This window comes from Glycocaulis albus (genome assembly GCF_014639075.1).
Lineage (GTDB): Bacteria > Pseudomonadota > Alphaproteobacteria > Caulobacterales > Maricaulaceae > Glycocaulis > Glycocaulis albus.
The window spans coordinates 1-15,088 of sequence record NZ_BMFS01000010.1 but is presented as its reverse complement, the minus strand read 5'-3'; the positions used below and the strand labels follow the sequence as shown (position 1 = coordinate 15,088).

Sequence of the window (15,088 nt, the reverse complement as noted above, 5' to 3'; positions counted from 1 at the left end):
GTGAACAAGATATCAGGCTTTAAGTTGCCCATCCGACATCTCCAAAACCCGGTTAACATACGCGATCGCCTGAGGCCGGTGAGCGATAATGATCTGTGTGACGGGGATCTGGGAAAGGGCTTGTGTTATCCGCTCTTCGCTCTGCTTGTCGAGATTAGCCGTGCCTTCGTCCAGCATGAGGATCGAAGGCTTGTTATAGAGCGCGCGGGCGAGGAGAATGCGCTGTATCTGCCCGCCTGAGAGCGCTGAGCCCATATCGCCTACCAGGCTGAGATAGCCCATGGGCATGGCGGTGATCTCATCATGGATGGCTGCAGCCTTGGCGCACCACTCGACATGGCCCATATCCAATGCCGTGTCGAAAAACGAAATGTTCTCCGCAAGCGTGCCGGAGAGCAGGCGGTCATCCTGCATGACGACGCCAATCTGGGATCTGACTGCACGCCGTCCCAGATGAAAAAGGTTACGGCCATCATAGCTGATGCTGCCTTCCTGCGGCGTATAGAGGCCAAGAAGCAGCTTCATCAGGGTGGATTTGCCGCCACCTGACCGGCCTACGATGGCGACCTTCTCGCCTGGCGCGATATCAAGGTTGATGCCGTCGATAACCCAAGGCTCCTGGTCGCCATACCGGAATCGCAGATTCTGTACGTGGATTGCGCCTTGAAGCCTCTGGGGCAGGGTGGGAAGCTTTTCCTGCGGCTCTTCCGGTTCGGTCTGCGCAATGTCGGCCAAGCGTTCAAGATGGAGGCCGACAAGCCGCCAAGAAAAGAGCGTATTCACCAGCCCGATCGCAGCGCCAGTAAACGATGATCTGTAGGACTGGAATGCGAACAGCATGCCGAGCGTCATGTCTCCGGCAATGACCGCGCGTGCTCCGAGATAAAGAACGATAAGCGTCTGCGCACCTGACAACAGAGCATGCCCAGAGCCGGACCAGATCCCGAATCGTTCCAGCCGGATACCGATATTCATGTTGGTGGCGAACAGGTTCTGCCATCGATTATGGCGTTGCTCTTCCCGGCCGAAGAGTTTGACCGGGCGGATCGAGCGGATTGTTTCCAGAAAATGCGACTGAACGTCTGCCGAGGTCTGGATCTGTTCCTCGGTCATGCGCCGCACATAGGGAAAGCTTGCAAAGCGCGCGATGAAGTACAGCGCCAGGAAACCCAGCACCACCATGGTCAGCGTCGGTGCGTAGAAGAACATGAAGATGAGCGTGCCGATGGCCATCAGACCGTCTAGGGCCGCCCCGATGACTCCAGATGTGATCAGGCTTTGAATGGGGTTGATGGACCCGAACCGGGTGACGATGTCACCTACATGGCGCTTTTCGAAGAAGTCAGCCGGCAGGCGCATGAGGTGGCGCAGCAGATTGGCCTGCATCTGGAAGGTCATCAGATTGCCAAGATACATGGCAACGAAGCCGCGTATGGCCGTTATGGCGACCTGCAGGAGTGTCAGGATCAGGAAGCCGATGATCACGGTATTGAGAAGATCAAGATCGGCTTTGGTAATCGCTTCATCGACGACGATCTGGTTGACCAGCGGCCCCACGATCACGAACAGTTGGAGCAGCAGTGACAGGAAAAAAAGCTGCCATAGACTACCCGACAGCCCGCGGATGCGTGACCAGAAATCGCCCAGTTTGAGCGTGGTAACGGTACGCTTGGTTTCGAAAAAGGGCGTCGGCGTCAGCTCCAGGGCAACGCCGGTAAAGCTCTTTGACACTTCAGCAAGAGAGAGCTCGCGCCGACCCCGTGCCGGGTCATGGATAAGCGCCTGTCCGCGCTTGACCGAGGCCAGCACCACAAAATGGTTCATATCCCAGTGAAGGATCGCGGGCAGGCGGAGCTGATCGAGTTCCTCCAGCTCGCACCGCACGGCCCGGCAGGAGAACCCCATACCGTCAGCTGCCTGCATGAGCCCCTGCAGCGTCATGCCCTTAAGGGATAGTGACAGTGTCGCGCGCAATTCAGCAAGGTTGGTCCGGCGTCCATGCCGAGATGCCACCATGGCTAGGCAGGCCAGCCCGCATTCAGAGGCTTCCGACTGCAATATCGTTGGCATCCGTCCGCGATGGAACAGCTCGTCAATCATGGGTGGTTGGTTTCTCGTATTGCCCCGCTGGGTAGATTGCTACATCCTGAAGGTGCAAGGTCAATACGGGAGAGCCGGGCCGGATGCTGTTTCGCCGCGAGGTTCTGGAAGCGAGATCCGATACCGGGATGGGCGAGGTGGTCATTGTCCAGCCGCGCATACTGGCCGTGATGACCATTGTTTTCAGTGCCATCACCTTTGGCGTTGCCATTTTTGCCTTTTTTGCCGAGTTCTCCCGCCGGGAAACGGTTGTCGGCTATCTGGCGCCCGAGGGCGGTATTGCTACGATCACCCCTGTTGGCGGCGGTGTGGTGGCAGAGCTCTTCGTCGACGAAGGTCAAACGGTTTCGGCGGGTGATCCGGTCATCCGGCTGAGTACAGAGCTTTTCGGAGCCGAAGGCGGCTCTGCGTCGTCTCAGCGCGCTGAAATTGAAAGCCGGATCAGCGAACTGCAATTGCAGCGTGAAGCCCAGATCCAACAATTCAGCCAGCAGCAAGAAAGGCTGCAAGCGCGTCTGATTTCACTTGCCTCGGAGCTGGACCGTCTTACGGTTCGCGCAGCCCTTGCGAGCGAGAGTGTTGAAGTCGCCGAGGCGCAGCTTGCCCGCTGGCGTGATCTCGCCGATCGCGGCTTTGCTCCGCGCGCTGATGTCGATCAACGCAGGCAGGGCTATTTGGCGGCGCTCACATCGAAAGAGGACATCGACGCGCTGATCATCCAGCGGCGCAGCGAGCGGCGCGAAGTCCAGCATGCACTCGAACAACTTCCTTTAGAGCGCGATATCGCTCTGTCGCGACTTCGTAGTGAGGCGGCTGCCCTCTCCCAGGCTCGCCAGGAGCTGGACCGCGCCGCCGGCTATGTGCTCAGCGCGCCCGTGAGCGGACAAATCACAGCCATACAGGCCCAACTGGGTGCTACGGTGCGCCCGGACCAACCCCTCGCCGCCATTCTCCCCGAAGGCCAGGTCCTCCAGGGCTACCTTCTGGTGCCGACGAGTGCTGCGGGCTTCATCGCCAACGGCCAGGACGTGCGCCTTCGGGTCGACGCCTTCAACTATCAGCGCTTTGGTACGCTGAACGGGCATGTGATCGAGATTTCGACATCGGCCTTGTCACCAATCGAAGTTGCGGGCCCTATTCCGGTAAGCCAGCCGGTATATCGGCTCCGGGTGGAGCTTGGGCAACAGGCATTGTCGGCCTATGGCGACGAGCGCTCTTTGCAAGCCGGTATGACCGTGATGGCCGACGTGATCGTGGACCGGCGCCCGTTATGGCGATGGTTTGTCGATCCAGTGGTCGCCATGAGGGGGCAGTGAAGGTCTACCGATACAGCCGGTGTTTGTGGTGCGGGGACACAAAGGAACTGAAACTGTCTTGACACGGCAAGTCTTGTGCACGACCCTCAGTTGTGTCTTGGGTGAACGCCCACCCTATGGATGCGAATTGTTGCCATTGATTCAGAACGGAGTGTGAAATATGCGCAAACTAAGTTCAGCAGAAATGGAAATAGTCTGTGGTGGAGAGAAAGGGGACGTCAAACCGCACGACAATGGCCCCATTAGCCACGATCAATTCAAGGGTCAGGAGCCATGGGGGCCATTTGAGGCTATCGGTACTGTGCTTGATAATCCATTCAGCACCGGCGGTGCGATTATAGATTGGCTCTGGCAAGATCGTGCAGACAGAGCTGCCGAACAACGAGAAGATGGAGAGTGGATTCCTCATCTAGAGCCTGTAGGAATGTAGATATTTCAGCCGCTGTGATTTCTATTTTATACAGAAATCACAGCGGCTGATGAGGGTCTCAATATGAAGAAAATGACTATTATATTAGTTATAAGTTTTATATTTGGCATGATTGTCCGTATCGTATCTGCGTTATTTGTATTATTTTTTCATAATGTGTCGTGGCAGTAGGCATTATGGATTATATTATATATGTACTGGATTCGATGATTTTTTCACCATTAATTGAATCTTTTCTTATAATTGCATCTTACAGTTTGTACTCACTTATTCTGAAGAGCATCTTTAACAAAATTACTATTTGGCATTATTTTCCAGCAGTGCTATTAGCTGGTTTTGCTTGGGGTGTTATTCACGGCGCATTGTATAACTCTTTCGTTTTTGGATTGGCTGCATCATTCGCATTTTCTGCATTTTACATGCAATACATGTTTTTGAGGCCACGTTTCAAATTCAATATTTGCGTAGCTTCATTATATATAAGTCATGTGGGCGCTAATGCGATTCCATTTATTAGATATAATATTACCTATTTTAAAGCTGACAGCGACTTATTAATTAAAGGGCTGACTTATATTTACTGATTTGAGATGCTTGGCATGGTCCGAGAGGGGGCCATTGAAGCTCTCGACGAAGCCGGTCTGCCGGGGCTTGCCCGGCGCGATATAGTGCCAGGCGATACCGGTTTGGTTCTGCCATTCCAGGATCGCCCGGCTGGTCAGTTCGGTCCCGTTGTCCAACACGATGGTATCAGGCCTGCCGTATAGCCGGATGCAGCGCTCCCGCTCGCGCACGACCCTTGCGCCAGACAGCGACGTGTCCGCCACAAGGGCGAGACACTCACGCGTGTAGTCGTCGATCACGCACAGCATGTGGAACTGGCGTCCGATGCCGAACACATCAGATACGAAATCCAGACTCCAGCGCTGTAAAGGGGCGTCTGGTGCCAGCATGGGTTCGCGTGTGCCGGTGGCACGCTTGCGGCCCCTGCGGCGCTACACCGACAAGCCTTCCTCCTTGTAGAGACGCCGGAGCTTCTTCTGGTTCATCACGATGCCCTCGCGCTCAAGCATCAGCCCGATGCGCCGATAGTCGAACCGGCGGCGCACGATCGCGGTCTCGCGCATGCGCGAGCGCGACTCCGGATTATCCGGGACGGCCTCACGTCTGACGGCCTTTGGATCGACGCTGACCAGTCAGCAGGCCCGGCGCTGGGAGATGTCGTAGGTCTCGGTCACCCGTCGCGCCGCAGCCCGCTTTGTGACAGATCTCCATTCAAATGCGGGACCAAACGGGGCTCAGGTCACTGTAGCAGCCCACACCAGCGACAATCCCTTCGCCCACCATTATGGCCCTGCCGGCTTCATTTTCCGCTCGGCCGGATGGGACGAACTGCAAGCGCCTCTGGGCGGAGAGCTGAACAGCTATCTCAACCACATCCTCTTCGCGCTTGCTGAGAGGCCGCGCCGCTTTACGGAAGGGCGGGCATGAGCAATTCCATGAACGCTGGGCTAGCTTGACGTCTCACCTTGTTGACATGTACGCCGTAACTTGACACCGTACACTTAAGGGATTAGGAACTGCCATGAAGATCAAAAACGTGATCCACAAGGGATTGCGGCGGTTCATCGAGGATGATGATGAAAGCGGGCTTCAGCCCGCTGTTATCGCCAAACTTCGGCGCATGGTCACTTTCCTTCAGGACATGGAGCGCGAGGAAGAGCTGCGCACCGTGCCAAGTTGGAAAGCCCATAAGCTGACAGGCAACAGGAAAGGGACGTGGAGCCTGTTCGTGACCAGGAACTGGCGCATGACGTTTCGGATCGACCGTGACGAGATTGAGATTATCGACCTCGATTACGAGGATGACCACTAGGAGGCAGCCATGGCCGCGATCACAGGCATCCGTTTGAAAAGCCCGGCCCATCCCGGCGGTTTCATCAAGCATGAGATCATCGAGCCGCTGGGTCTGTCCGTTACGGCGGCAGCGGAGGTTCTGGGTGTGACGCGCGCGACGCTTTCCACCTTGCTCAACGAGCGCGCGCACCTGTCGCCGGAAATGGCGTTGCGTATCGAGAAGGCGTTCGGTGTGTCGATGGACACCCTCATGCGCATGCAGAACAGCTACGACATCGCGCAGACCCGAAAGCGCGAGGGTGAGATCCATGTTGCGCCTTTCAGGGCGCGCGCTGACGGGGCACCGGCGTCAGTTTGATTAATATTCGACGCTTTCCAGACTTGATTCCTGCCGTATCTCCATCACCAGCGCCGTACTAGCTGCTCTCCTTCTCCCATTATCGGGCCCTTGACCGGGTAGATATCCAGCATTCCCATGAACGGGACACATATCTCTACAGGTGCCCCGCCGCGCATCCATTATTCTCGTTGGTTTTCGCTCAAGGTCACCGGCATACGGTCGTGAACCGGCTCGACCTGGGCATTGGCCGGACACGTCACGATCGTGAAACTTGTCACCGGATCGCCATCCTTCATCGCACTTGCCCATAGCCCAACAAATACCAGCAGCGGCGCGCTGGGATGACGGATGAAACGGGGTTGGCGCTTACCCTTTGGCCCGGACCACTCTTTGAAGCCGATGGCGGTACGAGACAGCGCCCATTACAGCAATGGCGCATAGAGGCGCGAGCTTTCCAGCCCTTCTGTCCGGGCTGGCATGACCACGCCCTACGCCCTTGACGATAATTTCACCAGAATTGCGGCGTACGTGGTGGTTGTAAGTGGATAGATTGTTCGTATAAGTAGCATAATGGCAGTGAGGGGTTGCGAGAAAAGCAATTTGCTACAAATGATTGATTCTCTAGGGGCAGCTGACCGGGTTGGGGATTTGGCCGGACGGGGTGAAGAGGCAGCCAAAAAATTCTCGTTACCCAGTTTCGGGGCGAGCGTTCAGCTTATTGCATCACATCGCGGTCTCGCTGCGGAGCAGGAGCTGATCGAGTTCCTGGGGCTTGCCCGCCTCATGCAGATTTATGATGGCGCCGATCCGAGCTTTCCTGAAGCGGTGGAGATTGCGCGCATCCTGAGTGTGCCGATCACCTCTTTTGTGCCGGTTGACCCTGGCTCCATGCGTGAGCTCGATATTGCTTATGCTGAGTTGCTGTACGCTGCAGCGCCGCTTACAGCCGGGCAACGATCAGCGTTGGCCGCCCGTCTGACGGATCTGGCCGGGGAATTACTCACTGGCGGACTGAAAGCAGGAGCCGCGGAATCGGGACGGTCTCAAGCCTGCCTGAACGGAGGGCAGGGCCATGAATGATGCCCCTGTCATCGCGCTGGTCTGTTCGGACGGCGACCGCGCCCGTGTCTGGGGGCTGGCCGCCTGGCTGATGCGCCAGGGCAGTTCGGTGGTCGTGGGCTGGAATGCCGGGACCGATCCCGTGCCGGGCTGGCTTGTCGTATGTTATTCAGACGCCACGGTGGAAGACCTTGCGGTCAGCCGCGCCGTTACGGGGTTTCTAAGGTTCGCTCCACGCGAACGCCTTCTGCGTGTGGAGCTTGGAGGCGCCAGCGAGGGGGTCCTGCCGCCGGTACTCGTCTGCGATCGCGGACCGGACGGGCTTCTGGTATCCCTCCCGCCACCATTTCTCGCCGGGTCCATCTGCCCCGACCGGGAACCGGCAGATATCGATGCGGTGGGCAAGAAGCTTCTGGACATGGCAGGCAGGTCTGCGCCCCAGACGCGGCGCGGTCTGTATCTGCGCAGCTCCTTCATCGCGCTGACGGCCGCCGTGGCCATCTGCCTGACGCTTGGCATCTTCAATGTCCAGCTGGGTCATGAACTGGAACGCGCCCGCGCTGCAGAGGCCGAAGCCATCCGCTTTGCCGACAGTCAGCTGATCGAGATCGCTACCCCCTTGCAGGCCGGTGCCCGCCAGAGCGTGATGATTACGGCGGGTGAGGCCATCCTTGATCGCGGCATGCCTCATGCGCCTAACGATGCTGACAGGGTCCGGCGCATCCGGCTCCTGACCTGGCTTGCCGAGGCGCGTGATCTCGCCGGTGACCCCTCTGGTGCGATGCAGGCCTATTCGACGGCCATGGAGATGGGCAACGAATGGCCCGCCGGCCCGCCGGATACGGACAGCCTGCTGGCCCTGGCGGAGCTGACCTCGTCCGCCGGCGTGTCCGCCTATCGCGCCGGAGATATTGAAAGGGCGCGGTCCTCGCTGGATGCGAGCCGGGAATATGCCGATGCGCTCCTGGCACTTGCACCGGACAGCCGTGATGCGCGCCAGCGTGCCGCCAGCGCCCATCTGAACTCGGCCGTGATGTCCCTTGAAAGTGACGAGCCTGACCTGGCACTTGCTTCCCTTCAGGCTGCCATCAGCGGATATGAGGCGCTCCAGCGCGAATATGGCGAGTATGCTGGCGAGCTCGCGAACGCCCTGGGCTGGGCTGCCGACGCGTATAGAGCCAATGGCCAGCTGGCCGAGGCTGCTGACACACGCGGGCGCGAGGCAGATATATTTACCGGTCAATTGAGAGACGATCCTGACAATAATCTGACCGCCGTCCGGCTGGCCAATGCGGCGCATGCCGAAGCGGCACTACGGGTGGATGTTGGCGAGACTGCCAGGGCCGCAGAGGCACTGGAGCGCGCCGCCGCCATCCTGGAGGGGCTTGTCGCTCTGGATCCTGAAAATGCACGCTATTTGCGGCTATTGTTGAGTGTCCAGCGTGACCGGGCGGAACTGGCGCTGTTCGAAAGCGCACTTATCCGCGCTCAGCTGCTGATCGACAGGGCGCGGCGGCTGCGGGTAAGCCGGGATCCGCAAGGCAGCAATGATGGCCGCGTACTCGAGAATGCAAGCTTTGACATTCTCTCCGGTCAGGTCGCGCTAGCGGCCGCGGCTTATGATGAAGCCGCCGTGAGCGCGGCCAATGCCCTTGCCGGTCTGACCCCGGAGCTGGAATCGGGCCGTGCCAATGCGCGCCTGCTCGCCCTGAGAGCTCAGCTTCTCCGGTACGATGCATTCATCGCGCTTGGCAGGCCAGAAGCGCCGCGGGTGGCGCGTGAAGCGCTGGCGCTGACTGGCGATATCGAGACGGTTCGCGACCTGCGGACGCGCGATCTGGTGTCGCGTGTTTACTGGCTGGCCGGTGAGCGCGATCAGGCGTTGACGATCCGCGCAGAGCTTGAAGAGGCAGGCTATGCGCGCCCCGATTATGTGAGTTTCTGGGCGCGTCCGGAGGCTCCAGAGACAGCTTCGACACTGAACAGGGAGAGGACAGGAAATGACGGCTAGAAGCGACACAGAGATTTTCACCGGCGCTGGCCATGAAGGCCCCAATGTCCTGCACATACTGGTAAGGGTCTTACCCTATCAGGAGGTCGCTTCCGGTGCCGCCCAGAACGCCCACAAGGTCTATATTGGTGCGGGTTCGGGTGACTTCCAGGCAACCTATCCCACGCGCTTTATCTTTGCGTTGGCCGATGAGGACTGGGAGTTCCACGAGTTCGAGCTGGACGGGAAAACCTGGCCCGGACTTGCCATATTTCCGCAATCGGATGATTTCGAGGTAAGCTTCGGTGATCCGGAACGCAGAAGTGTCGTACTTGATGATGCGTGCGAGATCATGAAGGCATACCGCTATCAGATAATCGTCAGGCACAGGCAGACCGGCGAGCTGGCATCCTGTGATCCGGCCATTGAAAATAGCGATCGCGAAAAGGTGTAGGGACGAAGAGGCACATCATGGCAAGCAAAGACAGCCCGCGATCACCCAATTTGATTGACCGGCATGTGGGTATCCGTATCCGGCTGCGCCGCCGGGTCATGCAGATATCCCAGCAGGCACTCGCGGCCAGGCTTGGGATTACCTTCCAGCAGCTTCAGAAATACGAGAACGGGGTCAACCGGATCGGGGCAGGCCGGCTTTATGAGCTGGCCCGCGCCCTGGAGGTGCCTGTTGGGTATTTCTACGAGGACTTTGACCAGGCGGTAGACCCCTCGAAACGCAGCGAGGAGGAGGCCACTATAATCTCGGCCTTCGTGGGAAGCCGGGAAGGGGTGCAACTCGCCCAGGCCTTCAATCGTATCGAGGATCCCAAAATCCGCCGGCACCTCTTGAAACTGGCGGGCTCTCTGGGCGAGGCACCGGGAAAAGAAAAATAGGCCCCTGATGGCCAACCCTTTCGGCAGCTTGGCTGTTGGCTAAACCTCCCATGTTGCAGGTGATGCCGGGCAGGAGACTGTCACGCTCGCGCGGTGGCGGCTTGCCCGGCGCGCAACCCTGAAAGTCCCGCGCCCGGCCGTTCAGCCTGTAGCCTCTCAGTTGTTAATGTTCGTGCAAGTGGCGCAAATGGCTGCCACCGAATACAGCGCTGATATCAGATTGGTCAGTGCCGTGCGCCGCCATCTTGATGCTACGGTCGGCCTGCTCAAGGCTTTGGTTCCGGTGGGTGCTAGGAAATACTAGCCCATGCCCTAAAAGGACAGGGCACTGGTCACCCAGCAAACCCGCCTATTGGGGTCTATTGTCACTTTGACCGGTATCCTGGTTGGGGCTCTGCACAGATGCCGGGGTGAGCCCCGTCTGGGCGATAGAGGCTACGGCTCGGGTCGTGTCTGCCCACATTGTCTGGATGGTGTCTTCTGACAGCTGACCGTTCAGGCTGATCTGGCATAAATAGAAGTAGGCGATATTGGCAAAAGCGGTCTGACCATTGGTCGCATTCGTCAGCATGACCGTCTGGGCCTGACGGCTGGCAATTCCCACCAGCTCTTCCGCCTGCTCTGAGAGGGCGGGCGATTGCAGAAGGGCAAGTGCGCGATCACTGACGCCCATATCGAGATTGGTCTCGCTGGCGCGTGCGGTCAGGGCGCCCTGTGCACAAATCCCATCCTCGGTTGCGATACCGGCCGAGTAGTCTGATCGCCAGATGAAAACACGCGATTGACTTGGATCCCGGTAAGCGATTCCGGTTGAATGTAGCTTGGCACACCCAGACAGAGCCAAGCCGGCTATTAGCGCCGCGATAGCGATACGATTCATGTTAATTTCCCCGCCACAATCAATAATTGAATAATACAATCTAGAATGTGAAGTCTGGCAAGCAGATTTCTCGAAAAATTGAAATCTCGAAGTGGGGCAATAGCTTGCGCGCAGGCTCCTTGAGAAAAGAGCTGCTGCACATCCCGATCGGCCTTGCCGCGAACGCCGGTGCACTGCGCTCATACCATCGGAATTTGCTGGCGAGGGTGGTGCAGGCAGGGCCCATCAAGCGCCGGTACGGCCAATTCAGTAGCGAAATACCGCGCCAATTGGACAATGGTCAGACGGGTGGGTGTCGCGCGGGCCGGAGAAGGTCGTCTCGAAGAAGGAGCCCTCAACCTTGCTGCGCCCTGCCGCCTCGTTGAAGACGATAAAGTCAATGAACTCACGGTAGCGCGGATTGCACCTCGGGCCGATGCCCGCACCCGCAATTGCGAGCGGGGCAGGATTACCGTCATTGAGATCCAGCCAGACGGCATCGCCATCGGTCTCGAGTCGGCGGTTGAAGTCGCCGCCGACGATCACGGCCCGGCCAGCCGCGCTGCGCTCATCGATCCAGCTTTCCAATACCGGTACCTGGTCCAGGAGAACCGGGCAGGCGCTGGCATCACTCCCGCTAAAACAGCCTGATTTCAGGTGAACGCTCATGATGTCGGTGGGGGTTTCGCCGGGAAGGGTGATGGCAACGCCCCAGCGAAGCCTGTCATTGCCCTCGACATCGAGCGCCTGCAAGGCGGGCAGTGGCTGGTGCTCAATACCGTTTCGCACCGCGATGGCCGTCGCCTGCATGGTCAGGCGCGTGCCGTCATAACGTCCCCGGCAGAGCGGGTAATCGTCTGCCGCACCAGCTGGACGCGCCTCGATGTGGAAGGTCCACTCATCCGGGTTGAAAACCCGTGCAAGCGCCACCTCGTTCTCGACCTCCTGCAAGAGCCAGATGTCGGCATCGATGTCATCAATGACCGCCGCAACGCGTGCATAGCCCTCATCATCGCGAGGGGCACAGCCATGCCCATTCTCAGCGGCAAGGTGCTCGATATTCCAGGAGGCGATCCGCACGCCCTCTGCCGGCCCAGCAGAGGGCGTGGGAGAGCCAGCATCGCAAGCTGCAAGGCTGAGCGCAGAAAGACCGGCCATTACCCATTTCATGTCGAGCACCTCTGAAACTGACCGGGAAGGGGCTTAAGGCGGATAATCCCCACTCCTGGGGAGGTGCGCAAGCTCGCCGGTGGCTGGGAATAATGACGGGCAAGACGGTCATTTGAAATAATCGAGTAGCCTGCCAGCGCGCAAGCGGTGGAAAACTGTCCAGCGCCTATGCGCGCCCGCCGGGCTTGCAGGTAAGTTCTGGCCCATGACCAATATGTTTGTCTATGCGGCTCTGTCAGAATGTGCCCGGTGCGGGCGCCGGGCGGGCATGCGCCTTGATCCGGCCATGTCATCGCACGCCACGGTGGCCCTGTTTGCGCGGTTGCGGCGCAAGGCCGTGTGCGCAGAGTGCGGCTACCGCCCGGACATTCACACGCTCTGGAGCGGCCCGCCTAACGCCATCCCGACACAGGAAAGCGAGGTGGCGCGGTGGAAGTCGTGCGAAAAGAGCTTCGCCTATCACTGCCAGACGCGCGGACCGGTCAAGGGGTGGGCACAACCTGATGCGGACCATCCTCGCGCCTGAGTGGCTGCACCGGGTAGATCTCCAGCATTCCTGTCCATGGCTCCAACGCGCTTGCCGGGTCTGCCCCGTCCATCCATGCCTCGCGCGTCTTCGCATCCAGAATGACTGGCATCCGGTCATGGATAGGGGCCATCTGGGCATTGGCCGGGCAGGTGATAATGGTGAAGCTCGCCGCCGGCTCACCATCCTTCATGGCGCTGGTCCATAACCCCGCAAACACCAGTAGCGGCTCGCTTGGATGCCGGATGAAATGGGGTTGGCGCTTACCCTTTGGCCCGGTCCACTCATAAAAGCCCACCGCAGGTACGAGACAGCGCCCGCTTGCCAGCAAGGGCGCATAGAGGCGCGAGTCGGCCAGCCCTTCTGCCCGGGCGTTGAAGGTCGAAAGGCGTTTGCCGTCCATCCATCGGTGCCAGATGCCCCACCGCCCGAATGTCAGCTTACGCTCCCCGTCTGCTTCCATGGCGAAGGGCGCTTGCACAGTAGGGGCGATATTGAAACGCGGCTCCAGATTGGAGCGGGGCGGCTCACCTGTAAGATTGAGCCAGGCCCGGTATTGTTCCCATGTTGTCTCGCCGGTGGCGTAGCGTCCGCACATCACGCGACGCTAGCGATTCTCTCAAGTACCGGGAAGGGCGCGAGGGCAGGGGGCATTGACCGCTTTCAGGCGCGACTATTGGCGGTGGGGCGGGGGAGTTCTGGTGGGCGCCGAGCCGGATGAGTGGCGTTTCCGGGGTTGCTTTTATAGCGGGACTTTTATTGTTTTCGGGTGGTTATAAAAAATATTCCCGGCGGTGGTGTTTTTTGTTTGACGGGTCTCTGCGGTTGCATGACGCTTTGGGGTGTTCGGTTACGGGGGCGGGATGATGATTGTTCTGTCGTGTGTTTCGCCGCTTGTTCTGGCGGTTTCTGTGGCTGTTTCGGCCCAGTCGGGTAGCTCGACGACAGAGAGTTACACTTACGACACCCGCGGCCGTCTGGTGGATGTCCAGCGGTCTGGCGGTGTCAGCCACGGTATCCGCACCGAGTATGAATATGACGCGGCTCACAACCGCATCCGCAAGAAGGTGACCGGGGCTTAGGGGCTCCGGTTTTTTTGTGTCCGGGCGCGCGAGCGTGCGTCCGCCTGTTCAATTTCAGATTGGTTTTACTGTCTGGTTTTACATCGGGGATTGTGAAAATGGGGCATAGGGGCGGTGTGCTGGCCAGGGCGGAGCTCTGCCTGAACGGGGTTTCAGTCAGGCGGCTGGCGGGCCTTCTTGGCGCACTTGTCCTGGTCCTGTCATCGCCTGCGGCCTGGGCACAAGGCGGGATAGCGCCGGTTTTCAGCGCGGTTGATGAACGCGGGATCGATCTGCTGACCGGTCAGATCCTGTCGGGCACGCCGGGCATCTCCATCGGCGATCCGTCATCGGGCGGGCTGTCCTATGCCAACAGCCTGACCAGCTCGCTGGCCGATGACTGGGCCCACAGCGTCATGGGTACGGTCACGGTCGATGGGAGCGTCTACACGGTGGCCGTTGGCGGCCAGGTGGAAACCTTCACCCTGTCAGGCTCGGTATTCGTGTCTGACCAGCGGCGCGGCGCCACGCTGACGCGTACCGGCACCGGCGCGGGCGCGACCTATACGTTCGTGATGCGGGATGGATCGACGGCGGTCTTTGCGCTGGGCGGTTATCAGTCGGGCTATGCGCCGGGCAGCCTGAAATTCCTGATCACCAGTCTCGAGCACCCGTCAGGCGAGATCACCACCTATCACTACAATTTCCTGCAGGTCCTGCAGCAATGGTTCGGGGGCGAATACCAGACCCTGGCGCTGGTGGCGCGCCTTCAGTCCGTGACCAATAATTTCGGCTATCAGCTGCACTTTTCCTACGGATATAACGCCCACAACATCCTGATCCCGTCCCATCAGAGCTATGAGGATGTGGCCCATCTGCGTGAGGCGTGGGAGCGCACTGACAGCGTCATGGCGCTCAACAATGCGGTGGACGCGTGTGCGCCATCAAGCTGGACATGCACCGGTCTTACGCAGGACTGGCCGAGCCTTGATATCGATCAGCCCTCCAGCAATGTGCGCACGTTGACCGATAATCTCGGCCGGGTGACGCGCTACACGTTTTCGGGCGGGCGGATCTCGTCGATCCGCGTTCCAGGCTCTTCGTCCAACGATGTGAGCTATGCCTATAACGGCGCGGGCCGGGTGTCCTCCATCACCTATGGCGGCTCTCAGACCTGGACCTATGCCTATAGCGACTCTGGCGGCCAGCGCACGACGACGGTGACGAGCCCTCTGGGCCATACTGACGTGCTGGTCTCGAACCTGTCGACGGGCCTGCCGGTCTCGAGCACGAACGGTGTGGGCCAGACGACGAGCCTTGAGCATGACAGTCATGGCCGGGTGACCAAGGTCATTTACCCGGAAGGCAATGAGGTGCGCTACGCTTATGATGCGCGCGGCAATGTCACCGAGGTACGCCGTGTGGCCAAGCCGGGCACAGGCCTTCCCGACCTGGTGACCAGTGCCGGCTACCCGTCCTCGTGTTCGAA

17 protein-coding genes and 1 pseudogene are annotated in these 15,088 nt (G+C 59.3%); 12 read left to right on the top strand and 6 right to left on the bottom strand.

The genetic code is table 11. From position 1 onward, the window contains the following. Positions 1 to 12: 12 nt before the first annotated feature. The gene (locus tag IEV75_RS10805) at positions 13 to 2,100 is read right to left on the bottom strand and encodes a peptidase domain-containing ABC transporter (RefSeq protein ID WP_188452585.1); all 2,088 of its coding nucleotides are present in this window, start codon (positions 2,098 to 2,100) and stop codon (positions 13 to 15) included. A gap of 83 nt (positions 2,101 to 2,183) precedes the next feature. Between IEV75_RS10805 and IEV75_RS10800 the strand changes: the two genes are divergently transcribed. Further along, the gene (locus IEV75_RS10800) at positions 2,184 to 3,416 is read left to right on the top strand and encodes a beta-barrel domain-containing protein (protein ID WP_188452584.1); all 1,233 of its coding nucleotides are present in this window, start codon (positions 2,184 to 2,186) and stop codon (positions 3,414 to 3,416) included. Between the two features lie 160 nt (positions 3,417 to 3,576). Next, positions 3,577 to 3,846: a hypothetical protein gene (locus IEV75_RS10795; RefSeq protein WP_188452583.1), complete on the top strand. Its 270-nt coding sequence runs from the start codon at positions 3,577 to 3,579 to the stop codon at positions 3,844 to 3,846. Between the two features lie 602 nt (positions 3,847 to 4,448). Here the strand turns inward: IEV75_RS10795 and IEV75_RS13930 are convergent. Continuing rightward, positions 4,449 to 5,123, bottom strand: a pseudogene (locus IEV75_RS13930) (DDE-type integrase/transposase/recombinase); the annotation flags it as partial. On the opposite strand from IEV75_RS13930, the gene IEV75_RS10780 reads away from it, so the two are divergent. The 3 genes from IEV75_RS10780 (at position 5,107) to IEV75_RS10770 (ending at position 6,061) form a co-directional block, all read left to right on the top strand. Beyond that, a complete protein-coding gene (locus IEV75_RS10780) occupies positions 5,107 to 5,337 on the top strand; it encodes a hypothetical protein (protein WP_188452580.1) in 231 nt (76 codons plus the stop codon). The pseudogene IEV75_RS13930 and the gene IEV75_RS10780 overlap by 17 nt on opposite strands. Before the next feature lie 94 nt (positions 5,338 to 5,431). Then, positions 5,432 to 5,722 carry a type II toxin-antitoxin system RelE/ParE family toxin gene (locus IEV75_RS10775; RefSeq protein ID WP_188452579.1) on the top strand — a complete coding sequence of 97 codons (291 nt, stop codon included), beginning with the start codon at positions 5,432 to 5,434 and terminating at the stop codon, positions 5,720 to 5,722. A 9-nt stretch (positions 5,723 to 5,731) separates the two neighbouring features. Continuing rightward, a complete protein-coding gene (locus IEV75_RS10770) occupies positions 5,732 to 6,061 on the top strand; it encodes a HigA family addiction module antitoxin (protein ID WP_188452578.1) in 330 nt (109 codons plus the stop codon). Between the two features lie 161 nt (positions 6,062 to 6,222). Here IEV75_RS10770 and IEV75_RS14070 read toward each other — a convergent pair whose 3' ends face one another. Further along, on the bottom strand, positions 6,223 to 6,444 hold the full coding sequence (locus IEV75_RS14070) for an SOS response-associated peptidase family protein (RefSeq protein ID WP_373290531.1): 222 nt from the start codon (positions 6,442 to 6,444) through the stop codon (positions 6,223 to 6,225). A gap of 169 nt (positions 6,445 to 6,613) precedes the next feature. Here IEV75_RS14070 and IEV75_RS10760 point away from each other — a divergent pair, with 169 nt between their 5' ends. Genes IEV75_RS10760 through IEV75_RS10745 form a run of 4 tightly spaced genes read left to right on the top strand, consistent with a single transcriptional unit; the run spans position 6,614 to position 9,983 of the window. Further along, positions 6,614 to 7,123, top strand: coding sequence for a hypothetical protein (locus tag IEV75_RS10760; RefSeq protein ID WP_188452577.1), 510 nt, complete (start codon positions 6,614 to 6,616; stop codon positions 7,121 to 7,123). Continuing rightward, positions 7,116 to 9,113, top strand: coding sequence for a tetratricopeptide repeat protein (locus tag IEV75_RS10755; RefSeq protein ID WP_188452576.1), 1,998 nt, complete (start codon positions 7,116 to 7,118; stop codon positions 9,111 to 9,113). Before IEV75_RS10760 ends, IEV75_RS10755 begins: the two co-directional genes overlap by 8 nt. Then, complete coding sequence (locus IEV75_RS10750) at positions 9,103 to 9,546, top strand: hypothetical protein (protein WP_188452575.1); 444 nt, start codon at positions 9,103 to 9,105, stop codon at positions 9,544 to 9,546. Before IEV75_RS10755 ends, IEV75_RS10750 begins: the two co-directional genes overlap by 11 nt. Positions 9,547 to 9,563: 17 nt before the next feature. Then, complete coding sequence (locus tag IEV75_RS10745; RefSeq protein WP_188452574.1) at positions 9,564 to 9,983, top strand: helix-turn-helix domain-containing protein; 420 nt, start codon at positions 9,564 to 9,566, stop codon at positions 9,981 to 9,983. Positions 9,984 to 10,332: 349 nt separating this feature from the next. Here IEV75_RS10745 and IEV75_RS10740 read toward each other — a convergent pair whose 3' ends face one another. Both IEV75_RS10740 and IEV75_RS10735 read right to left on the bottom strand, forming a co-directional pair. Then, the gene (locus IEV75_RS10740) at positions 10,333 to 10,863 is read right to left on the bottom strand and encodes a hypothetical protein (RefSeq protein ID WP_188452573.1); all 531 of its coding nucleotides are present in this window, start codon (positions 10,861 to 10,863) and stop codon (positions 10,333 to 10,335) included. A gap of 246 nt (positions 10,864 to 11,109) precedes the next feature. Further along, positions 11,110 to 12,012: an endonuclease/exonuclease/phosphatase family protein gene (locus tag IEV75_RS10735; RefSeq protein WP_188452572.1), complete on the bottom strand. Its 903-nt coding sequence runs from the start codon at positions 12,010 to 12,012 to the stop codon at positions 11,110 to 11,112. Positions 12,013 to 12,217: 205 nt separating this feature from the next. Between IEV75_RS10735 and IEV75_RS10730 the strand changes: the two genes are divergently transcribed. After that, positions 12,218 to 12,538 carry a hypothetical protein gene (locus tag IEV75_RS10730; protein ID WP_188452571.1) on the top strand — a complete coding sequence of 107 codons (321 nt, stop codon included), beginning with the start codon at positions 12,218 to 12,220 and terminating at the stop codon, positions 12,536 to 12,538. On the opposite strand, the gene IEV75_RS10725 is transcribed toward IEV75_RS10730, so the two are convergent. Next, positions 12,495 to 13,136: an SOS response-associated peptidase gene (locus IEV75_RS10725; RefSeq protein WP_188452570.1), complete on the bottom strand. Its 642-nt coding sequence runs from the start codon at positions 13,134 to 13,136 to the stop codon at positions 12,495 to 12,497. The two genes, IEV75_RS10730 and IEV75_RS10725, sit on opposite strands and share 44 nt — an antisense overlap. 265 nt (positions 13,137 to 13,401) lie before the next feature. On the opposite strand from IEV75_RS10725, the gene IEV75_RS10720 reads away from it, so the two are divergent. Continuing rightward, positions 13,402 to 13,620 carry a hypothetical protein gene (locus tag IEV75_RS10720; protein WP_188452668.1) on the top strand — a complete coding sequence of 73 codons (219 nt, stop codon included), beginning with the start codon at positions 13,402 to 13,404 and terminating at the stop codon, positions 13,618 to 13,620. Between the two features lie 98 nt (positions 13,621 to 13,718). After that, positions 13,719 to 15,088 (top strand): RHS repeat domain-containing protein (locus IEV75_RS10715; RefSeq protein ID WP_188452569.1); only part of this gene is annotated, 1,370 nt, incomplete at its 3' end.